The organism is Shewanella sp. SW24 (assembly GCF_025653395.1).
GTDB lineage: Bacteria > Pseudomonadota > Gammaproteobacteria > Enterobacterales > Shewanellaceae > Shewanella > Shewanella oncorhynchi.
Map to the genome: position 1 here is coordinate 200,992 of NZ_JAKKSH010000002.1, position 21,159 is coordinate 222,150.

The following is a 21,159-nucleotide window of genomic DNA, read 5'->3' on the forward strand; positions in this document are numbered from 1 at the left end:
ACTGCGTTAAAGGCTTTCGACAGAGCACCACTCTGCCTTCAAGCCTTCGCCTTGTCTAAAGCGCGTTGAATCCCCGCTGAATGAACAGATATTTAATACTATTGGTATAATAAAGACTCAATAAACCTAGAAATAAAAACAGGCCCTAATGGCCTGTTTTTATTATTTATTGTAAATATTTCACTCACACATACTATTTCTTACGTTCGATAAGATGCAAAGGGATAATAAAGCTAAAAGTACTGCCTTTACCGACTTCACTGCTGATTTTAAGCTTACTGTGATGGTGGTTAAGCGCATGTTTTACTATCGCTAAACCTAAACCACTACCACCGGTTTGCCTTGAGCGCGCACTGTCTACCCGATAAAAGCGTTCCGTTAATCGACCAATATGCTGAGCCGCAATACCTTCACCCGTATCCGTTACGCTAAAGATGGCACCCGTAGCCACACTGCACCACTGCACTGTAATTTTCCCGCCAGGTTCTGTGTAACGAATCGCATTAGAAATCAAGTTAGAACAGGCACTTCTCAGCTGTAATTCATTGCCGTGAGAATCAAGTCCAGGCTCACAATAGAAACTCAATTCATACTTATCTTGTGCCAGCGCCTTAGCTTCCTCCTTGAGCACCTCCATCAACTGCGTCATATTCACAGTGTTTTCGAGGTTAATATCCGCCGCATCTTCAATTCGCGATAACATCAATAGCTGTTCCACCATAGATTGCATTCGTCGCGTCTGCTGCTGCATCAATGCTAACGGCTTGACGTTCATCGAATCAGGCTCAGCCATGCTTTGCATCATTTCGAGGTAACCCTGTAACACAGTGAGCGGCGTTTTTAATTCATGCGACACATTGGCGACAAACTCTTTACGCATTCCCTCAAGCTGACGTATACGAGTGATATCCCGCGCAATTAACAGTAACTGCCTGTCACCGTAAGCCATGATACGGATTTCAAGCAAACGCCTATCCGATACTGGCGAAGGTAACTCCAGCGGCTCTTTGTATTGTGCGGATTTAATGTAAGCAGAAAAATCAGGATGACGGATTAAATTATCGATTCGTTGACCATTATCCTGTGGCCACACAAAACCGAGAATGAGTTGCGCTAACTTGTTACACCATAAAATATTATGCTCTGAATCAAGCACGACAGCGGCATCGGGTAACGCCTCAGCACCTTGACGAAATCGTGCCAGCAGTGCGGCCAGTTGACCGACACGTCGACGATTCTTCCCTTGAAGGCGATAAATACCGTTAAATACACCTTCCCAGCTCCCACTGCCCTGCGGCGGCGTGAGTTTCCTATCCCGCCATAACCAAAAGTTAAGCCGTGATAATTGTCGGTAATGCCAGCAAACTAACCCTAGCGTGCCGATAAAGAGTATCCAGAGAAGTTTCCCTACCAATAAACCTATTAGCGCGCAAAGCAGTAGATATAAACCTAAGCGCGTAAACAACCGATACCCTGAATAAGAGTCAGACATAAATAAACCCAAACATCAGGCTAAATAAGAGGAGCACAAGATAGCGTAAAAGCTAACTTGTGCCTAACAGTTATTCAGCACTAAATGCGTGTAGAGAAACGATAACCAGCGCCACGAACCGTTTGGATCAAGCGATCATGACCAGACTCTTCAACGGCTTTACGAAGGCGTCTGATATGCACGTCAACGGTTCTGTCTTCAACATACACATTGGTGCCCCACACATTATCGAGCAGCTGTTCACGGCTGTAAACACGCTCAGGATGGGTCATGAAAAAGTGTAATAAACGAAATTCGGTTGGGCCCATATCTAATACAGTTTCACCCACACTCACCCTGTGACTCACAGGATCGAGCATTAAGCCCTGTACATCAATGGTTTCTTCTAAACGAGTCGGTGCACTGCGACGCAATACGGCTTTAATACGTGCGACCAGCTCTTTAGGGGAAAAAGGTTTAGTGATGTAATCATCGGCGCCAACTTCGAGGCCTTTGACTTTATCTTCCTCTTCACCGCGGGCGGTTAACATAATGATCGGAATTTGGCGCGTAAACTCATCTTGCTTTAAGCGTTTCGCCAATTGAATACCACTTCCGCCAGGAAACATCCAATCCAATAAAATCAGATCGGGGTAAGGCTCCTTTAGCAGCGCAATGGCCGAATCAAAATCTTCCGCCGCAGAGGTTGTAAACCCATGCTGTTCCATTACAAAAGTCAGCATCTCGCGGATGGCCAACTCGTCTTCTACTATCAATATCCTTGCAGTCATAAGTGATTTTCTGTCAGTGAATGTCAACACGGCTATTATTAGTCATTTTTATTACAGATTTATGAATAAACACGCCGCTTGAGCCATATAGTAGTAATATTTGTCATAATAAGTTTATATAACTGTTTGTTTATAGCAATAAAAAAGGAGGCTATATGCCTCCTTAATTGAGTTTTAATGCTGGATTTAGAATTTGTGTTCTAAGCCAACACCAATGTATTTGTCATCATCTGTAGACGCTTCTAATGAACGGTTCGTGTAGAAAGCGAATAGTTTAGTTGGCTTACCTAAGCTGTAGTCTGCACCTACCGACCATGAATCACCAAGTTCTTCCATATCTTGGAACTGAGCTTTTAAAGTAACAGCATCGATATCATAGGCTGCGCTTAATAGATAGCCGTTAGCACTTTCTGCAGTGACTTCAACTGGCATAGACGTTACAGAATCAAATTTATAGGTTTGCTCTTGTTGCTGGTACATACCACCCAGTTTAATTCCGGCTAACTTAGCTTGTAAGCTGGCACGAACAATCTCATATCCAGACACATCTGAGTCATAGGCAAGAGATGCATAAACGGGTGTTTTCTTCAGTTTCGCATCACCATACATGGCAGCTAAGCTAAAACCATCTTGAGCAAATTGACCTTTTACATCATTTCCTTCGGCAACATAGGTAACACCGAATACAAAATCACCAAAGGAAGGCGTAAGGTAAGTCGCCGTTTGAGCAGCGCGAACTTCACCCTTGAACAGCTTACCTAAGTCACCTGAAAGGTCGTTAAACTGATCAACATCACCTTGAGAAATTTTCAATAAGGTATCATTACGACCCACAGAGAACGAACCAAATGCGCCTTTCAAACCAACAAATTGGTTACGTGCAGTAAAGTTATCGCTTGATGCTGCACCTGTATCAACTTGATATTCCACTGTGTAGAAAGCTTCCAGCGAGCTAGACAGCGCAAAATCACCCTTCACACCAAAACGAGAAGCATTACTTTGAATAGTTGTTGTAGCATCACCTTTCTCATCATTTGATTGAGCAGTGACATTCAACTTACCATAAACAGTCAGTGGCTCAGCGGCATTAGCTGAAGCCAGAGTTGCAGAAGCTAGCGCAGAAGCAAGTAGAGTTTTACAAAAAACGTTCATCATTTAATCCTTTCGACGTTATGTTCGTCTTGGTTATTGGTTTGGAACGACCGAAAGTTTGCAATGAATGTGTTTCAATTTTATTTCAATTGTGACCATTAACGTTGGCGTGCAAAAAAGCTGACGCGAAGCCAGGCATAAAACCCAGTAAAAATGCGGGCTGCAGCTAAGCTAATTATTATGTTACAGTTTAATGAATTCTGATCCTCAGTTAAAAATCAGCTATTGAACACAGGTTTACCCCGCCCAAACTATGCCGTAAACTGCCACTTTAATTTTCAATGGGCGCCTCTTATGTGGTTTAAAAATCTTACTCTTTATCGTTTCAATAAACCTTTTGCCGTCGAAACCGAAGCGCTAGAAACTGCGTTGGCCGATTTCACTTTCTCCCCCTGCTCAAGCCAAGATGTCAGTAAATTTGGTTTCTCAAATGCGTTAGGCAAAAAAGGCAGTTCTTTGGTCCATAGCGCTGACAATCGCCATCTGATCTGCGTGACTAAAGAAGAGAAAATTCTGCCAGGCCAAGTCATCAAAGAAGCCTTAGAAGAAAAAGTGGCTCTCATTGAAGATGAAGAAAATCGTAAACTGGCGAAAAAAGAAAAAGATGCGCTAAAAGATGAAATCATCACTAGCCTACTGCCACGCGCTTTTTCGCGCCGAAGCCAAACCCACGCCTTGATTTTGCCTGAACTAGAAATGATCCTCGTTGATAGTTCAAGTGCCACTAAGGCCGAAGAATTATTAGCGTTATTACGTAAAGCTCTCGGCAGTTTACCTGTGATCCCACTAAGCTTTAAAGCGCCAGTCGAATCCAATTTAACTGAATGGTTAAAACTTGGCAGCGCGCCATTACCCTTTGAAATGCAAGACGAAGCCGAGCTCAAATCTGAAGCTGATGAAGGCGGAATTGTGCGCTTTAAACAGCAGGATTTGAAAGAAGACGAAGTGTTAGCTCACTTAGCAACAGGTAAGCAAGTACACAAGTTAGCGCTGCATTTCGGCCAATCGATTGCACTATTATTGCAATCAGATGCCAGCGTGAAACGCCTTAAATTCTCTGAAGAATTTAGAGCAGGGAACGATGAAGTCGGCACTGACGATCCTATGGCCCGTTTAGATGCAGACTTTGCCCTAATGGGCAGCGAGTTAGTCGCCTTGATGCATGCACTCGTGGCCGCCCTTGGTGGACTCGAAGACGCACAAGTTTAAGCAGAAATCGTTAAGCAGACGAGATCTGCAATTCGCTTGTTAGACTGAGCCGTACAAGATAAGAAAAGGCGCCCCCATCAAAATAATGGTTGCGCCTTTTTTATGACGATTTTACTTTAGGTGGCTTTAAGACAAAGGCATTTAGATGCTAAAGATGAAGTCCTAACCACATTAAGCTTTAGTCGCTAACTCGCCTTTATTGTCAAATGGCCAATCAATGCCTAACCAAGTCTTGAAGAAAGCTTTTTGCTGTTTAGTCGCTTTTGCATCCCCCTTGAGCACTAGCTTACCGCTTTGCTGCTCGCCAAGGGTGAGCTGTACTTGCTTGATTTTATCGTTGCTAAATAATATCACCTCTACACTATCGCCAACCTTAAAGTCTTTGATGCGCTTATAGAAACCCGCAGCAGTCACCTTGAGACCATTAATCGCTAATACTTCATCCCCCGCAACTATGCCCGCTTGCCAAGCAGGACCATTACGCAACACTTGGTCTAACACTAAAGAGCCATGGGTACTGCTCAAGGTCATTCCCGCAAATGCCTCAGCTTTTGAATCTTTACCATAGGACAGATTTAACCCTGCCTGTGATAATAATTCTGGGAAATCTAAACTCATGGGACTATTCACATTGGCTTGCCACCAAGACGCATAATCTTTGCCAGATAAGTCTTTAAGAATGTACTGAACATCACTAACACCATAGCCTTTTGGTACGCGATGTTCTTGATATAAACGACGGTGCACATCGCGATATGAATACTTAAGCTCGGAGTCTTGAAGCAATGAAAAATCTAAGGCTAAAGAGGTTAAGTAACCCTCTGAGTAAATATTTACACTGTGGTTAATGGCATAATCGCCACTGATACTGCTCCACTCCCCAGTACTCGCCTCTGCCACAGATTGAGTTTCACGACCCGGATTGAGTTGGTTTTTCTCGACGCGCTTGGCTAAATCTTCGAGGAACTCTTTAGCTGTTATCACTCCAGCCCGCAACAGCAACTGATCTTGAAAATAACTGGTAGAACCTTCAGCCATCCACAGTAATTCCGTCATATTTTCATGTTGATAATCATAGGGAACTAATCCCTCGGGGCGATAAGCCTTCACGTTCCAGGTATGGATAAACTCATGGGATGCAGTGCTAATAAAGCGCAGGTAGTCCTTGCGTTCACGGAAACTAAAGCGCGGCAGTTGAATGACAGTAGAGTTTAAATGTTCTGTCGCGCCACTGGCACCACTCGTTGCATGCACCATATAAACGTAACGATCAAAAGGATAATCATCCCAAATCACCTTAGCTTGACCGCTTAAGGCTTTAAGATCTTTTACTATTTTGTCCGTGTCATAGTTACCTTCCCCCCAAAACACCAATTCATAGTTTTTACCATTAGCACTAAATTGTTTATGAGTACTCACACCAGTTTCAATCGGGGAGTCGATCAACACATCATAATTAGGGGCAATAAAGGAATGAGCGGCCTTACCCGATGACATCCCAGAGTAACTTTGCCAATTTTTAGGCACTTTTAATTCTACGGATATTGGTTCAGAGCGAAATTGCGGACTGTACATGAACACACCGCTAGCATCCAAATAGGCATGGCTCGCGTCAATATGGCGCACCCTTTGGCCTAATTCATTAGCGTACAATTGATAACTGACGGTAACACGGGTTGGCTGCGTGAGCGCCACTTGCCATTCACCGCTCGCGGTGCGCTTCCATCGCAGTTCATGACCTTGACTATCTTTAGCACTAAATAAGCGCACACCATCGGCCAAAGGCAATACTTGATATTTGCCCGTCCGCCACACAGGGAGATTCACCGTAAAATCGTTCGTCTTCACTTCAGGAAAAGTGACACTCACTTGGGCAATATGGTGTTCGGGTTTAATAAGGTCGATTTGGTATTTCACATCGGCCAATACTTGACCCGAAAATAATGCGCTCAATATCAAGATTGATAGTCTGTTGGGTTTCACTCTTGCTTCCTTCTGTTATTATGCTTCTTATGATTTTTCCAAGTATAACAAGTCGATGTAGCATCCTCATTAGGCGCTAACAAAAGCTAACAAAATAAGTTCCTTGACTAAAGGAATGAGGAATCACAGTTCAAATGCAAAAACTCACGGTTATTTTATTTACTCTGTTGCTGTCACTGCCTTTTACAGTCCAAAGCCGAGATCTCGAAGCGGATGAGGTTGAGTTAAGAGAATCACCGCAGCAAATGTATGATGCACTCAACAAAACGATTTCCTTTCCCCTCGCATTTCAAAACCGTGACCAATTTGAGCGCGCAGCCCAAGAGCAAGGCTACAATCCACTCGAATTTGAACAGATTTTGTATTTACTGGCCCGCCTCAATATGGAGCCAAACGTTAAAACCAAGGTCGATTTTCAAAACGCAAAAAGCTTGATTGAACTCCTATCGACTGCGGCGCAATCGCCCTACGAACTTGCCATGGTCGCCATGTTAAATGGCCGTTACCTTGGCCGTACGGAACAGAAATATCAAGAAGCGATTGGTCTTTATAATGAAGCGCTCACCCGCATCAACGACAGCTATGACATCGAAGCATTAATTCTTAAACACAATATTCATGAACATCTAGGTGGCTTACATTTATTGATCCGCCAAGAAGTGCCAGCACTGATGCACTTCCACACATACCGCGACATTGCCTATAAACTCAGAAACGATTATTTAATCGCGGCGGCTGAAGCGAGGCTTGGCTTTTATTACAACTTTAATCAGCAGCTTACAAAATCATTACAGCATTATAGTGAAGCGATTCGGATCTCCAATCGTTCTAATTACCCATCAATGAAAACCAATCTGCAATTACAACTTTCAAAGGTATACCGTGATTTAAAGCAGTGGGATGAAGCGCTTAAAAACGCTCATGAAGCCGCGGCTGGCTTTAAAAAAATGGGCAATGACACTTATCTTTCAAGTTGTATGACAGTGATCGCTATGGTCTATGGCGAACAAGGGGATTGGCATAAAGCGATTGATTACTACCTAAATGCCCAGCAATTAGATGCAAAACGCGGTAACTACATCGCACAGGGGCTTAATTTCCATAATTTAGGACAAGCCTACTCAAATATTAAAGACAATGTTAACGCCCTAAAATATTTACTGATGGCCAATCAAATATTCAAAGAAAAACAAAGCCATCACTATCAAGTTTATAACGAACTCTTAATTGGTGAAATCGCCCAAACCAACCAAGATTGGCCGCTGATGATGGCCCATGCCGATATCGCATTAGCACTCGCGGTCGATTTAAAACTGGTCGATGAACAAAAATCCGCACTCACCCTTATCGCCTCGGCGGCGCAAAAATTAGGTGAATTATCAAAAACCATCGATGCCCAAGCCCGTATCATTGAGCTAAGTAAAAAGCCTGCGGAGACAGATAAAGACTCCCCAGTGTCGGCCTCTGCCCTTGCAGAGCAACAGCTTAAACTTGAGCTCAACATGCTACAGGGAAAACTCGTTGAGACAGTGAAAGAAAGCAACAACACTCACACGCTACTGCTCATTTGCAGCCTTATTGCCGGACTCTTGCTGCTAGTGATTATTTTCATGCTACAAAATCGCCGCAAAATAACGGCTAAAAACGCGGCATTAACTCAATTAACGCTACAGGAGCCCTTCACTCACAATTTAGGGTATGCCGCATTATTAGCGCACTTAAGCCATAATCAAAGTCAGGAATCCACAACGGCACTCGCGATTATCGCCTTCCCCACCCAACTTACGGCGGATCTGGACTACGGCCAATATTTTAGTGATGCAGTAACAGCGCAAATTGCCAATCATCTAACGGATGCACTCGCAGCATCTGTTTATGTGGTACGCCAAGGGGTATTTGCGGTTCGGTTCACGCAACCTATTGAGCCGAAACAAATACTCAGCCAAGTACGCCTGAAACTCGATGAACAGCAAATCACACATCATTTCCGTCTTGGCTTTGCGCATTTGCCACTTTTAGCGAAATCAGAAATTAAAATGGCCGCGAAATTAAAATTTGAAACAGTGCAGATGGCGCTTGCCTGTGCCCGTAGTTTAGGTGGCAATAACGACTATTATGTCGCTCTCAGAGCCCTCGACTTTGTTCCTTTGAGCTTATTTGCAAATCCGTTATTTTTACACCTTGAAAAAGGCATTGAGCGTGGATTAATCAGATTAGAGACCAACGGCAATAAAGAAGATATTCGCTGGCCTTGCTGGGAAAATAACCAAGATAGGCAATTATTGGAAAATATTTGATCAATATCGGTAATTAATCACAGAGTCACAGGCAAATCGCATTTGCACTCTACGCCCAGTGTTATAACATTAGTTTCATATGAGTTAACAGCTAATCTGGACATAGGATTGTCATGTTTTTTAGCCTTGCAGAGTTAGGACAATACTCAGGATGAAGGATTCAAGCGCTACAGTTTCACAACTTGCCTTGCTGCAACAGAAACTCCATTCGGCCAAACTTGCCCTTGATGAAGTTAATGAAGATAGAAATGCAAAGTTACAGACATTACTCCAATTTATTGGTCACTTAAGCCTCGCCTGTAAAGGGCAAAATCTTGAGCTGGATAATAAACTCGCCAAACTGCGCCATAACTTAAATACGTTTGAGCGAGTCGATGAGGCATTGCCAGAATTAGTTGATGTCGAGCGCCTGCTAAAAGGCCAATATCACCATGTGATGGTACAACTCGAAGAGAGTCGTACTGGTTTATCACAGGTGATCCGTCAGATCCAACGTGTTAACTCTGCACCTGAAAAGCTCAAAAAAGAAGTCAATTACTTCAAGCAAGATCTGGCGAAACCTTTTCATACTGTGTGGGAATATATACCCAAAGTTAAGCAAATCATTGGCTTCTACGAAACCATATTACAGCTACAATTTAGCGAATCTGAAAAACTCGATGTCTTACCAAAGCACAGGCAACTAGCCCATGAGCTGGCGCAGATGATTTCAGAAATCGAGTTCCGTAAAGATCAACGTGACCAAGTATTAGTGATCAAAGAAGTACTCTCTTCTGAGATTGAAGTTGATAGCTTGCTCGAAGCCTACCAAACCATTTTAGCGTTATTGCTTGATAACATCGCCCGCGAGAAATCGGCATCCCAAGAGTTTTTGTTTGCACTCAATGATGCCTTAGCCGCGGTACGTGAGGTGGTGAGCGAGTCTTACAATCACAATCAACGTAGCTTCCAATTAAAAACCCAGCTGAATCGTGAGATTAACACCCGCGTCGACAACGCCGGTGAAATCATTATCGATGTGGAAGACGTCGTTGACCTTAAAGCTCAACTAACAGAGCAACTTAACTCTATCCGCTCGGCATTAGCCCGTAAAGAAGCCCTAGAGCAAAGAGAGCAAGCTCTGCTGCGCAAGTCGATGGAGACAATGCGCAAAGAGCTTAATGAGTTAAGTAGTGAGGCTAACACCTACAAAGAGCGTTTGTTTGAACAACAAAAACTCAACTTACTCGACAGCTTAACTCAATTGCCTAACCGTGCGGCATTAGAAGAGCGCATGGAGCTAGAATACCGTAACTATCAACGGCATAAGTCCCCGTTGTGGGTTGCCGTTGCCGATATCGATCACTTCAAAACTATCAACGACAGTTTTGGCCACAGCACAGGTGATAAAACCTTGCAAGTTATAGCAATGGCATTGAAAAACTCCCTGCGAGATACAGAATTTGTAGCCCGCTATGGCGGCGAAGAATTTGTACTGCTATTACCTGATGTGGCCCCTGCTGATATCGCTCAACTTTTAAACAGAGTGCGCGAGAAAGTAAAAAATATTCCATTTAAATTTAAAAATCAGAGAATTACAGTTACAGTATCTATAGGGGCTGCGCAAGTTATGGGAAGTGAACTCATACATGAGACCTTTGAACGCGCCGATGCAGCACTCTACAAAGCGAAACACGAAAGCAGAGACAGGGTTGTGATTGACGTATAATTAAGCCCCACTATACGCCTCCTCTAATCACTCCTGTCATGACGAAGGAGTGGTAAATGATAGTAAAAGTCAGCCCAAAAGGCAGCATGGATCAGCTTTCGCAACTTGAAGTTGATCGACTCAAAAATAGTGCCAAAAGTGCCCTATACCAACTGTACCGCAACTGCTCCTTAGCAGTGCTTGCCGCGGGTTTAAAAACCGACAACTCTAAAGCCCTATTCGAGCAATACCATGATTTCGACATCAACGTTCTACAACGGGAGCGTGGTGTAAAATTAGAACTGATCAATCCCCCCGAACAAGCCTTTGTCGATGGTCAAATTATCACGGGAATTCAAGAACATCTATTCTCAGTCTTACGCGATATCCTTTATATCAGTGATAGATATGACTCACTAAAACACATTAATCTGACCAATGCCCACCATATCACCAATGTGGTGTTTGATATTCTGCGTAATGCGAGGGCGATAGCACCGATGAAAGACCCTAATGTGGTCGTCTGTTGGGGCGGACACAGTATTAATGCCATTGAATACCAGTACACACGTGAGGTAGGTTATCAACTTGGCCTGAGAGAATTAGATATTTGCACTGGCTGTGGTCCTGGCGCGATGGAAGGTCCGATGAAAGGTGCGGCGATAGGTCATGCCAAACAACGGATTAAAAATGCACGATATATTGGTTTAACTGAACCAAGTATTATTGCCGCCGAGCCACCGAATCAAATTGTCAATGAACTGGTGATCTTACCCGATATTGAAAAGCGCCTCGAAGCTTTCGTGCGCTTAGGCCATGGTATTATTATCTTCCCTGGCGGTGCTGGCACAGCTGAAGAATTGCTCTATATATTGGGTATTTTACTTAACGAAGAAAACCAACAAACGCCTTTCCCGCTGATACTCACAGGCCCAACGGAGAGCGCAGATTACTTCATTAAGATTGATGAGTTTATTGCCTCAACCTTAGGACCCGAAGCTCAGAAAAAGTACCAAATTATCATAGATAATCCCACTGAAGTGGCACGCATCATGAAGCAAGGAATGGAGCAAGTAAAAGCCTATCGCCGCTCAACGGGTGATGCTTACCAATATCAGTGGGCACTGAAGATTGAGTCTGAGTTTCAGTTACCTTTTATCCCAAGCCACGAAGTGATGGCAAACTTAGATCTACACTTCCAAACCAATAAAGCCGAACTTGCCGCCAACCTGCGTAAAGCGTTTTCGGGTATAGTGGCGGGTAACGTCAAGTCAGAAACAATCAAGCACATAGAGCGTGATGGCCCCTTCCAATTAAAAGGCGATCCTAAGCTCATGGATATGATGGATAAACTTTTAAGTGCATTTGTACAACAACAAAGAATGAAGCTTCCAGGAAGCGCCTATATTCCTTGCTATCAAATAGTGAAATAGAGAGCGAAGCAACAACACCCCATGAACAAGTTTTTAATCATCGATGGTCTCAACTTGGTTCGCCGCATTTATGCGGCGATCCCCGATGAATCCGATATGCAAAGTCTCACAGAGCGCGTCAGTTTGGCGTGCACTAAACTGCTGCGGGTGCATCGCCCTACCCATGTGGCTATCGTGTGGGATGGGGATGAAGTTTCATGGCGTAAACAGCTTTACCCCGATTACAAGAAAGGCCGTAAACCTATGCCTGAGCCGCTGGCAAAAGGCCTTGCTGCACTGCAAGATCACTTAACCATGATGAACATTGGCTCTATTTATGCGGCGGCTGAAGCCGATGATGTGATTGCCACTCTAGCGATAAAAACCGCCAAAGCGCAGGGTGAAGCCATTATAGTGTCCACCGACAAAGGGTTTAGTCAGCTTAATCATCGCCAAATCAGCCAGTGGGATCACTTTAATCAGCAGTACTTAGATATCGCTGCATTGGAACAAAAACTCGGTGTCGAACGCAGTCAATTTCTCGACTTGATGGCATTAGCGGGCGATAGCGGTAATAAAATTCCTGGTATTGCGGGCATAGGCCCTAAGTCGGCTGCCGAATTATTGAAAACCTTTAGAAGCTTACCAACCTTGTTTTCATCGCTATCTAACTTAGGCGCTAAACAAGCCAAAAAACTTGCCGAAGGTAAGGAGATGGCAAGACTCAGCTATAAGCTCGCACAGTTACAAACAGACCTGCCACTCAATATTAATTTAAAAGATTTTCGCGTGATGAACTCCTTGCCTGATAATAACTATCTGCCTGAAAACCCCAATCAATCCTGCCTAAACATCTGTTAATATAAAGTTGCAATTAACGCATTTACCTTAGAACAACAAAAGCGTATTTTATGGACGTAATAACGTGACTCATTTAATGAGGTAAAGGAATAACTGTAAATGAAATCAAAAGTTTCGGTAATCATCGGTAGCATTTTCGCCGCCTACGTCGCCTTTGTCGCTGTGGTGGTACTCGTTTATGAACCTACGCCAGATGACATGAGTTGGGAGGACCGACAGTCCTATAACAGCCAAAAAATGAACGAGTTAGCGCTAGGGCAAAATATCGTTTCAGTAAAACAGTTACTAGGTAAAGCTGACTTTTCAGAGGCCAAAGCCGTAAAAGAAACCAAGCTACAGGTGCTCTTTTATCGCACTCACCATGAAAAATCAGACGGTGTAACCACGAAAGAGGAATGTACCCCACTTATTTTTGAAAATGATCAATTGATTGCTTGGGGCCAAGATACCTATAAGCAATATCTCGATGCAGATACTGACACAGCCCTCAGCTCTGCCCAAGAGACATTAACCAGTAAATAAATACGACTGACAGTTAAATAAAAACGCCACCGAATCGGTGGCGTTTTTATTTTGACAATCAACGAATTGACTCAGTTGTAAAACAACTAAACCAATTGCCTATTCATCATCGGCCTTATACTCGACATAGGCTTCACCTTTGCTGAGCCATTCTGGCGCGGGTTTTCCCTTCAGATAATGGTCGAAATATTGCATCATGCGAATGCTGTAATCGAGCTTGTTCGGGTACTTTTTCAAGTGATGCGGCTCATCCTCGTATTGTAAGAACACCACTTCTTTACCCGCACGGCGCATGGCTAAGTACATTTCAACACCTTGTTCCCAAGGCACTGCATCGTCCTTATCACCAAACATGATCATCAAAGGCGTTTGAATACGGTCAGCATAAAATACTGGCGAGTTTTCAATATACTTTTGCGGCGCGGCAAACAAACTTGCGCCAATACGACTCTGTCCGGTTTCATATTGGAACTGACGCGCAATACCTGTGCCGTGGCGAATACCGCTATAGGCACTGGTCATGTTCGATACTGGAGCACCTGCAACCGCCGCCTTAAACATCTTAGTTTGAGTAATGGCAAACGCCGTTTGATAGCCACTCCAAGAATGACCTTGCAAACCAATAGCATCGGGATCAGCAATTCCTATCTCAATCAGCTTTTGCACGCCAGACGTGAGCGCTTGTACTGAACTCTCCCCTGGGTAACCAATTTCAAAGCGAATGTCCGGTAGAAACACCGCATAGCCATTATTGATGTACCAAGCAAAGTTAGGTCTGTGGTTAATGTTCATCTGCGGGAAGGCATGCAGTCTATCCGTCATAAAGCGATAGTAATAAACCAGTACAGGATAGCGCTTACCCGCTTGATAATTCGTCGGCTTGATCAGCACGCCATCTAACGGTTTACCATCGCCATTTGTCCAGTGAACTAACTCGGATTGGCTCCAGTTAAAGGCTTGACGCTGCTTATCTAAATCGGTTTGCTTAACTGCATTTTGCGGTGCGCTATAGTTAGCCGTATACAAGTCAGGGAATAAGTCAAAACGTTCCTTAGAAAACACGATAGTATCGCCGTCTTTACTGCGTCCCAATACTGTCAGCTTATACTCACCTTGCATCAACGTCTTCACGCCTGCTTCGCCCAAGGTGGCTTGATAAAAACCATCGGCCTTGGTTTTATCACTATAACCGTGGAGTAACACAGTGGCGTTATAGGCAAGCTCTGCCGGCTCATCGGGATTATCGACTAAGCCCTCAAGGCGATATTGAATTTTCTGGGTACGCCCTTTACCTGCGGTTAAGGCAAAACCCGCCTTAGATTCGGTATTAAACTGCCAAACATCGTATTTGTCGTAAACCAAGAAACCCGCATCATTTTTAAGCCAAAGACCAAAACCATATCCTGGAGCACTGGATGGATAATCGTGGTCTTCATCGGCAAAACTGACCTTTAGGGATTTTGTGAGATTAGTGCGACGGTCCTGTGCAATATCATAAAGATACACATTACCTTGCTGATAATAAGCCACATACTTGCCATTTCCCGACAGCGTAGGCTCGGCATCACTCGGCTGTTGTGTCAAAAATGGCACTTTACTGCCAGTATTAATATCGACCAGATAATAATCTTGGTAGAACCCTGCCCAAGTTGCCATCTTGCGATAGGGCAAATCTGAACTGGCCAACATAAAACGTTTATGTTGTGAAATCGTCACATCTGGAACAGTTTTATCGCCAAGCTGCACCACGTTATTCGAACCTAAATGCAATACCGCAAGGTAAGTGCGTTTTTGCTCATCCTCATATTGCTTGATTTCATTAGGCTTAATACGAGGATCATCCCCATGCCATACCTTAAGTCCACGCTGTCCGGTGACAATATTTGTATCGAATAGGTCTTTTTCTTCGGTGATCTTCTGCAAACTGAGCAGCTGACTCACCTCAGGTACGCGGCCAAAAAACAACCGTTCGCTGTCCAATGAGAAGCTTAAACTTGTGTAGCGATTCAGTTTCCACTCGGGTGATTCTGGGGGGGTACTGATTTTGCTCGACAGCAAATCGACCAGCGATAACTGATAGCTGCGGCCATAAGGTAACTCGCTGTCTTTGCCCTGCGTAAATGCAAGCCAACGACCATTTTTAGCCAGCGCTAACGCACCAATCTGTTGGCTAGGCGAATCAAAGGCAACGGTTTTTTTGTGAGTGTTTAAATCGACTAACTGCAATTGATGTTGCTTATTGGTGATATCGTTCACTGCCAGCGCGAGTCTACGGCTTGCCTTATCAAAAACATAGCCAGTAACCTGCTCGACATCAATTCGCTTTGTTTGGTCTTCTAAACTGAGCAACGTAAAACGTCGACCTTGGTCAAACTTATCGACCTTTGGCTTATCAATATTCGCAGGGCTTTGTGTGCCTGCTTCAGCGAGTTTTTCGGTAGTTTTAGGCCCAGCATCTTTTTTGGACTCTTCATCAGCCTCAAATCCAATCGCCAGATGCTTACCATCATCACTGAACACAAATTCCTTCACACGCTCGAAGCGAGTTTGCGTGCCAGTTTGAGTATCGAGCAACACCATGTCAGATTTGAGTTTTTTCTTCGCCTTGGCATCACTCGTTTCACGCGTGAGCAAACTCGGTTTAACCACCACAGCCACATAACGACCATCGTGGTTCACCAAGGGATCTGACCCCCCCGCGATTTGATAGCTTTGCTGCGACCGGACATTTTTCACAATGACGTGACTATCCCCGCGATCGGGCGCAGACTCGACCGCGATGACTTGCCCCTTATCTGAGATAACCGGCTTTTCAAGGGATTCAAAATGCATAATGTCTGTTAGGGTGAGCGGTTTAGTGCTGGTTTCAGCCTGCACTGCTGGCAATATTCCAAGGGATAACAAAACCAGAGATGTGATAGGGATTAACTTCAATGTCTTCCTCTTTTATATATTTGTTAGACTAAAGTAGACTTTTTTAACCATTGGCTCTCCATCATGGTGAGAACCCAGTATTTTTACAAGTTATACCACATAAAAAATCGTGATATTGCTCACTATTTCCTGTGAAGTTTGACCAAAGATGGTTAAAATAATAGGCAGAAAAAATACCAAATTCATAGTCCTGCTATCCAGTTAGCACTGGGGCAGACAATTGCAGTAACGACGAACCGTGGAAGGACTTCTCCATGTCAAAAAGAACGATAACCGTAATTCCAGGTGATGGAATTGGCCCAAGTATTATTGATTCAGCCTTAAAAATTCTTGATAAAGCGGGCTGTGATTTTGAATATGAATTTGCCGATGCCGGCCTGACTGCACTTGAAAAGCAAGGCGAGTTACTGCCAGCTCGCACTTTAGAACTCATTGAAAAAAACCGTATCACGCTGAAAGGGCCGCTGACGACTCCCGTTGGTGAAGGCTTTACTTCTATCAACGTAACCTTGCGCAAGAAATTCGGTCTGTATGCTAACGTACGCCCAGTACTGTCTTTCAAAGGTACCCAAGCCCGTTACGAAAATATCGATATCATCACAGTACGTGAAAACACCGAAGGCATGTATTCTGGCCATGGTCAAAAAGTGTCTGAAGATGGTTTAACGGCAGAAGCAACCAGTATCGTCACTCGCCAAGGTGCTGAGCAAATCGCCACTTTCGCCTACGAACTAGCTCGCAAAGAAAACCGTAAGAAAGTCACTATTGTACACAAAGCCAACATTATGAAGTCAACTTCTGGCCTGTTCCTGAAAGTGGCCCGCGAAGTGAGCCTACGTTACCCAGACATCAAAACAGAAGAAATGATCGTCGATGCAACGTGCATGAAGTTAGTTATGAACCCAGAAAACTTCGATGTGATCGTAACGACTAACCTATTCGGTGACATTTTATCGGATCTGTGTGCTGGTTTAGTGGGTGGTTTAGGTATGGCGCCAGGTGCAAACATTGGCCGTGATGCTGCGATTTTCGAAGCCGTTCACGGTAGTGCGCCTGATATCGCTGGCAAAAACCTCGCAAACCCAACCTCAGTGATTTTAGCGTCTATCCAAATGCTAGAATACTTAGGTATGGCTGACAAAGCTGAGCAAATCCGTAAAGCGGTATCTGCAGTGATCGAAGAAGGCGACCGTACGACTCGCGATTTAGGCGGCACTCACGGCACGACTGACTTCACGCAAGCGGTGCTTGAGCGTCTGTGATCTCAATGCTGAGCGCGTTTAAGACGAGCCTATAACGCGCGTGTTCAAGCAAAAGCTTATAAAGAAGCAAGCGCTTGAAACTCAAATGAGTAAACACAAAAAAGCCCCAAAGTTTCCTTTGGGGCTTTTTGTTATCTAGCTTTTAAACCTGCGTGGCTTTAAACCCGCATGACTATTACCATTCTAGCGACAACAAGATCACCGCAGGGTTAGCGCAGCAATTAATTCCACGCGGTATTAGGACGTAGCCATAAATGCACTGTCACTTCATCACGGTCGTGATAAAGATGCTTACACTGTATTTTAAAATCGGTCACACCATTCTCTTTAAGAATCGTCTGCATTGTCTCAAGGATAGCTGTCACTTCTTTATAACGGCTCTTCATCGGTAATTTAAGGTTAAAAATCGCTTCCTTAAACCAACCGTTAATCGCCCAAGCTTCAATCAGTTCGGCAACACGCGCAGGTTTCTCAACCATGTCGCACACCAGCCAATAGATATTTTTACGTTGCGGTTCGAAACGGAAACCGTCTTCACGGTAATGTTTCACTTGGCCCGTTTCCATCAGTTTTTCATCCATAGGGCCATTATCAACTGCCGACACAAACATGCCGCGACGCACCAGTTGATAAGTCCAGCCACCAGGGCAAGCGCCCAAATCCACTGAGTTCATGCCACTGCGAATACGCTCTTCTTGCTCTTCCTTAGGCACGAATTGGCCAAAGGCTTCGTCGAGTTTCAGACTAGAACGACTCGGTGCATCCGCCGCCATTTTAAGGCGTGGAATGCCCATAAAATGTGGCGAACTGTTATTGCTATAGGAATAACCCACATAGGCACGGCCGGGGCCAATAAAACACACGTGGATAATCGGACGTTTGGGATTTTCCTGCGCGAGCAAGCTACCCGATTTTTTCAAATGCTGGCGTAAAGGCACAGTGAACTTACGGCAAAAAGCCGAGAGCTCTTTCGCTTCGTTAGTGTCAGGTGTTTCAACCCGCACTTCACCCGCTTTGCTGACGTCACTGAGCGCCGCAACGATTGGGCTTATTCTGTCATTTTCAGGCAAGTCGACTAACAAGTCGCTAGCAGCAAACATCTGGCGGGCGAAAATGAGCGAGTCTAAAGGTAGTTGTTTGACTAACGTATCGGCAGCGTCGTCTTCAAAACATTGGTATACAACATAAGCGTCGTTATTGTTGGCCTTAACAAAGCCACCCACATTGAGCTCACCGGCTCGCTGTTGGATTTCTGCAGCGCATTCTTTTTCAAAGCCTGCGCGGCAAAATAAAAATAGGTTTTTCATGGGGATCCCTGAGAAATCCAAGCCAAAGCATTGGCTGACTATCGATTTGGGCGCCAGTATACCAATTTCAATCCACAAATGCCCTATTTGCCTACTGCTGAACCTTGAATTGCGATTAGAGAAATAAAAAAGGCTTAGGTGCACCCTAAGCCTATTAACTCACATAAGCATCAGCGATTAAGACTCATGACCATCGATAACTTTGTGACGCCATACCGCGGCGGCAAATAATAACCAACCGAGTAAGAAACAACCACCACCCATAGGCGTAATAGGACCTAACCACTTAGTCCCAAACAAAGCCAGTCCATATAGTGAGCCCGAAAATAGTACTATGCCTGCGACAAAGAGATATGCCGACCAGTCCAGTAAACGCGAGGTTAACCATTGGCCCGAGAATGCAACCATGATGAGGGCAAAGGTATGGTAGAAATGATATTGCACACCTAAGTTAAAGACTTCAATTAAGTTTGGTGGCGCGACCGCTTTTAAACCATGGGCACCAAAAGCCCCTAAAGCGACGGCTAAGAATCCGCTCACGGCGGCGAGTAACAATAAACCTTTACGCATTTAACGCTCCTGCTGGAATGAGATTAACTCATTCAACATTTATTCGCTCAACATCAAGCTCACGAATAAAATCACTTGATAAATCAATAGCACGTGCAAGGTTAGTGGCTTCACTGGTGCCTGACGACTTTCTTGGGACAAAACTATGATCGCCGTCGGTTATCCAAACCAATCCTATCTCAGCTTTCAAGGGCCAGCTTGGGATCTGCGCTTTGCCACCAAACTTATCCCGCTCCCCCTGTACGACTAATACTGGGACTTGGCATTCATTCAAAGGTTCCAATCTAGGCTCGCCGCCTTTGAGTGGCACAAAAGGATAACCTAAACAAATCACCCTATCGATGCGCGCCGCTAATGCAGGATCACAGGCTAATAGGGCCGCCATACGACCGCCCATGGATTTCCCCATTAACACCACACGTTCAACTTGTGGTTGTGAGTGGGCGATATCGAGCATATGTGTAAAACACGCAAGCAATTTAGGCGCACGGTCCGGTGGACGCCGTTTGCCATCGACTGCATTCGCCTGCATATAAGGAAAATTAAAGCGCATCACTCGGAAGCCCTGAGCAACGAATCCCGCCGACATGGCCTGCATAAAATCAGAATCCATGTTAGCACCCGCACCGTGGGCCAATAAAATCAAAGTACTCGCAGGCTCCCCTTCTAATACATAAATCGGCTTATCCGGGCAACAACTCACTGCGAGACTCCTCGGCAAACATGTCTAACATCCATTCACGAAACGCCACCACTTTACCTAACTCAGCATGGTTTTGTTGGCAAACTAAGTAATAAGCATCTTTACTGACCAAGACTTCTTGGAATGGGCACACAAGCCGCCCAGCTTTAATATCGGGGCGTGCCAGCACGCTGTAACCCAGGGCAACCCCTTGACCGTGGGCTGCCGCCTGCAATACCAAAGACGAATGACTGAAAATAGGTCCTTGATTCACATTAATATCGGTAATGCCACATTGCCTAAACCACGCCTGCCAATCGTGACGATTCATATCATGTAATAACGTGTGATACTTTAAATCGCTCGGTTTTGAGAGTGGTTTAGGACCGTTGAGCAACATGGGCGAACATACGGGAATAAGCACTTCGTTTCTGAGCTTATCTGCACGTAGCCCGGGCCAATTACCTAAGCCATAATAAATAGCCACATCCACATCATCGGTTAATGAACTCGCTTCGGTATCAACGGCCTTAATTCGCACATCGATATCGGGATTTTTCTCACTGAATTTAGCCAAGCGTGGCACTAGCCATTGAATCGCAAAACTGGGTGACATACTGACCGTCAGCGAACCAATCGCACTGCGGGCGAGTAATCTGTCGGTAGCATCGGCAAGCTGAATAAAGATATCTTTGATGTCGAGAAAATAGCTTTGCCCTTCTTCGGTTAATAGCAAAGAACGGTTCTTTCGACGAAATAATTTTAATCCGAGGAAATCTTCTAATGCCTTTATTTGATGGCTCACCGCAGCCTGTGTAACAAACAATTCTTCCGCTGCCCGCGTAAAGCTCAAATGCCGCGCGGCTGCCTCAAAAGCCTTAACCGCATTAAGCGGTGGTAATCGTCTCGACATAGTGATCTCAGTCTCGTTTTTTAATTAGTTTTTCTAATCCGTATTGTTACATTTAATCGTTTGTAAAGGCCAGCGTTTTTGGTTAAATTTTGCGCCAATGAAACAG

Annotated in this window: 16 protein-coding genes; 7 read left to right on the top strand and 9 right to left on the bottom strand. The window is 44.5% G+C overall.

The annotated features are described in order from the left end of the window. Positions 1-193: 193 nt before the first annotated feature. The 3 genes from phoR to L5M17_RS02745 form a co-directional block, all read right to left on the bottom strand. On the bottom strand, positions 194-1,492 hold the full coding sequence (gene phoR, locus L5M17_RS02735; RefSeq protein ID WP_105249762.1) for a phosphate regulon sensor histidine kinase PhoR: 1,299 nt from the start codon (positions 1,490-1,492) through the stop codon (positions 194-196). Between the two features lie 80 nt (positions 1,493-1,572). Continuing rightward, positions 1,573-2,262 (bottom strand): phosphate regulon transcriptional regulator PhoB, encoded by a 690-nt coding sequence (gene phoB, locus L5M17_RS02740; protein ID WP_006085167.1) that lies wholly within the window; start codon positions 2,260-2,262, stop codon positions 1,573-1,575. A gap of 186 nt (positions 2,263-2,448) precedes the next feature. Then, on the bottom strand, positions 2,449-3,417 hold the full coding sequence (locus tag L5M17_RS02745) for a porin (RefSeq protein WP_263145055.1): 969 nt from the start codon (positions 3,415-3,417) through the stop codon (positions 2,449-2,451). Positions 3,418-3,708: 291 nt separating this feature from the next. On the opposite strand from L5M17_RS02745, the gene rdgC reads away from it, so the two are divergent. Continuing rightward, positions 3,709-4,623, top strand: coding sequence for a recombination-associated protein RdgC (gene rdgC, locus L5M17_RS02750; protein WP_113941038.1), 915 nt, complete (start codon positions 3,709-3,711; stop codon positions 4,621-4,623). A 171-nt stretch (positions 4,624-4,794) separates the two neighbouring features. On the opposite strand, the gene L5M17_RS02755 is transcribed toward rdgC, so the two are convergent. Next, positions 4,795-6,606 carry a M61 family metallopeptidase gene (locus L5M17_RS02755; RefSeq protein ID WP_263145057.1) on the bottom strand — a complete coding sequence of 604 codons (1,812 nt, stop codon included), beginning with the start codon at positions 6,604-6,606 and terminating at the stop codon, positions 4,795-4,797. 134 nt (positions 6,607-6,740) lie between these two features. Here L5M17_RS02755 and L5M17_RS02760 point away from each other — a divergent pair, with 134 nt between their 5' ends. From L5M17_RS02760 to L5M17_RS02780, 5 genes are all read left to right on the top strand, one after another. Then, on the top strand, positions 6,741-8,903 hold the full coding sequence (locus L5M17_RS02760; RefSeq protein WP_263145060.1) for a tetratricopeptide repeat protein: 2,163 nt from the start codon (positions 6,741-6,743) through the stop codon (positions 8,901-8,903). A gap of 151 nt (positions 8,904-9,054) precedes the next feature. Next, complete coding sequence (locus tag L5M17_RS02765) at positions 9,055-10,611, top strand: GGDEF domain-containing protein (RefSeq protein WP_105249767.1); 1,557 nt, start codon at positions 9,055-9,057, stop codon at positions 10,609-10,611. A gap of 56 nt (positions 10,612-10,667) precedes the next feature. After that, positions 10,668-12,023, top strand: a complete 1,356-nt coding sequence (gene ppnN / locus L5M17_RS02770) for a nucleotide 5'-monophosphate nucleosidase PpnN (RefSeq protein ID WP_028760679.1) — start codon at positions 10,668-10,670, stop codon at positions 12,021-12,023. Positions 12,024-12,044: 21 nt separating this feature from the next. Next, positions 12,045-12,863 (top strand): flap endonuclease Xni, encoded by an 819-nt coding sequence (gene xni, locus L5M17_RS02775; protein WP_263145062.1) that lies wholly within the window; start codon positions 12,045-12,047, stop codon positions 12,861-12,863. 99 nt (positions 12,864-12,962) lie between these two features. Then, positions 12,963-13,385, top strand: coding sequence for a DUF3192 domain-containing protein (locus L5M17_RS02780; RefSeq protein ID WP_028760680.1), 423 nt, complete (start codon positions 12,963-12,965; stop codon positions 13,383-13,385). 99 nt (positions 13,386-13,484) lie between these two features. On the opposite strand, the gene L5M17_RS02785 is transcribed toward L5M17_RS02780, so the two are convergent. Further along, complete coding sequence (locus L5M17_RS02785) at positions 13,485-16,319, bottom strand: S9 family peptidase (RefSeq protein ID WP_263145065.1); 2,835 nt, start codon at positions 16,317-16,319, stop codon at positions 13,485-13,487. Positions 16,320-16,573: 254 nt separating this feature from the next. Here L5M17_RS02785 and L5M17_RS02790 point away from each other — a divergent pair, with 254 nt between their 5' ends. Then, complete coding sequence (locus tag L5M17_RS02790; RefSeq protein ID WP_113941031.1) at positions 16,574-17,581, top strand: isocitrate dehydrogenase; 1,008 nt, start codon at positions 16,574-16,576, stop codon at positions 17,579-17,581. 221 nt (positions 17,582-17,802) lie between these two features. Here L5M17_RS02790 and rlmM read toward each other — a convergent pair whose 3' ends face one another. The 4 genes from rlmM to L5M17_RS02810 all read right to left on the bottom strand — a co-directional run bounded on the left by rlmM (position 17,803) and on the right by L5M17_RS02810 (position 21,053). Then, the gene (gene rlmM / locus L5M17_RS02795) at positions 17,803-18,888 is read right to left on the bottom strand and encodes a 23S rRNA (cytidine(2498)-2'-O)-methyltransferase RlmM (RefSeq protein ID WP_263145067.1); all 1,086 of its coding nucleotides are present in this window, start codon (positions 18,886-18,888) and stop codon (positions 17,803-17,805) included. A gap of 177 nt (positions 18,889-19,065) precedes the next feature. Next, positions 19,066-19,458: a DUF423 domain-containing protein gene (locus L5M17_RS02800; RefSeq protein WP_011918954.1), complete on the bottom strand. Its 393-nt coding sequence runs from the start codon at positions 19,456-19,458 to the stop codon at positions 19,066-19,068. Positions 19,459-19,486: 28 nt separating this feature from the next. Next, on the bottom strand, positions 19,487-20,161 hold the full coding sequence (locus L5M17_RS02805; RefSeq protein ID WP_212600334.1) for an alpha/beta family hydrolase: 675 nt from the start codon (positions 20,159-20,161) through the stop codon (positions 19,487-19,489). Beyond that, entirely contained in the window at positions 20,142-21,053 is a 912-nt protein-coding gene (locus tag L5M17_RS02810; protein WP_105249769.1) for a transcriptional regulator GcvA, read from the bottom strand. The genes L5M17_RS02805 and L5M17_RS02810 overlap by 20 nt, the downstream gene beginning before the upstream one ends. Positions 21,054-21,159 lie beyond the last annotated feature (106 nt).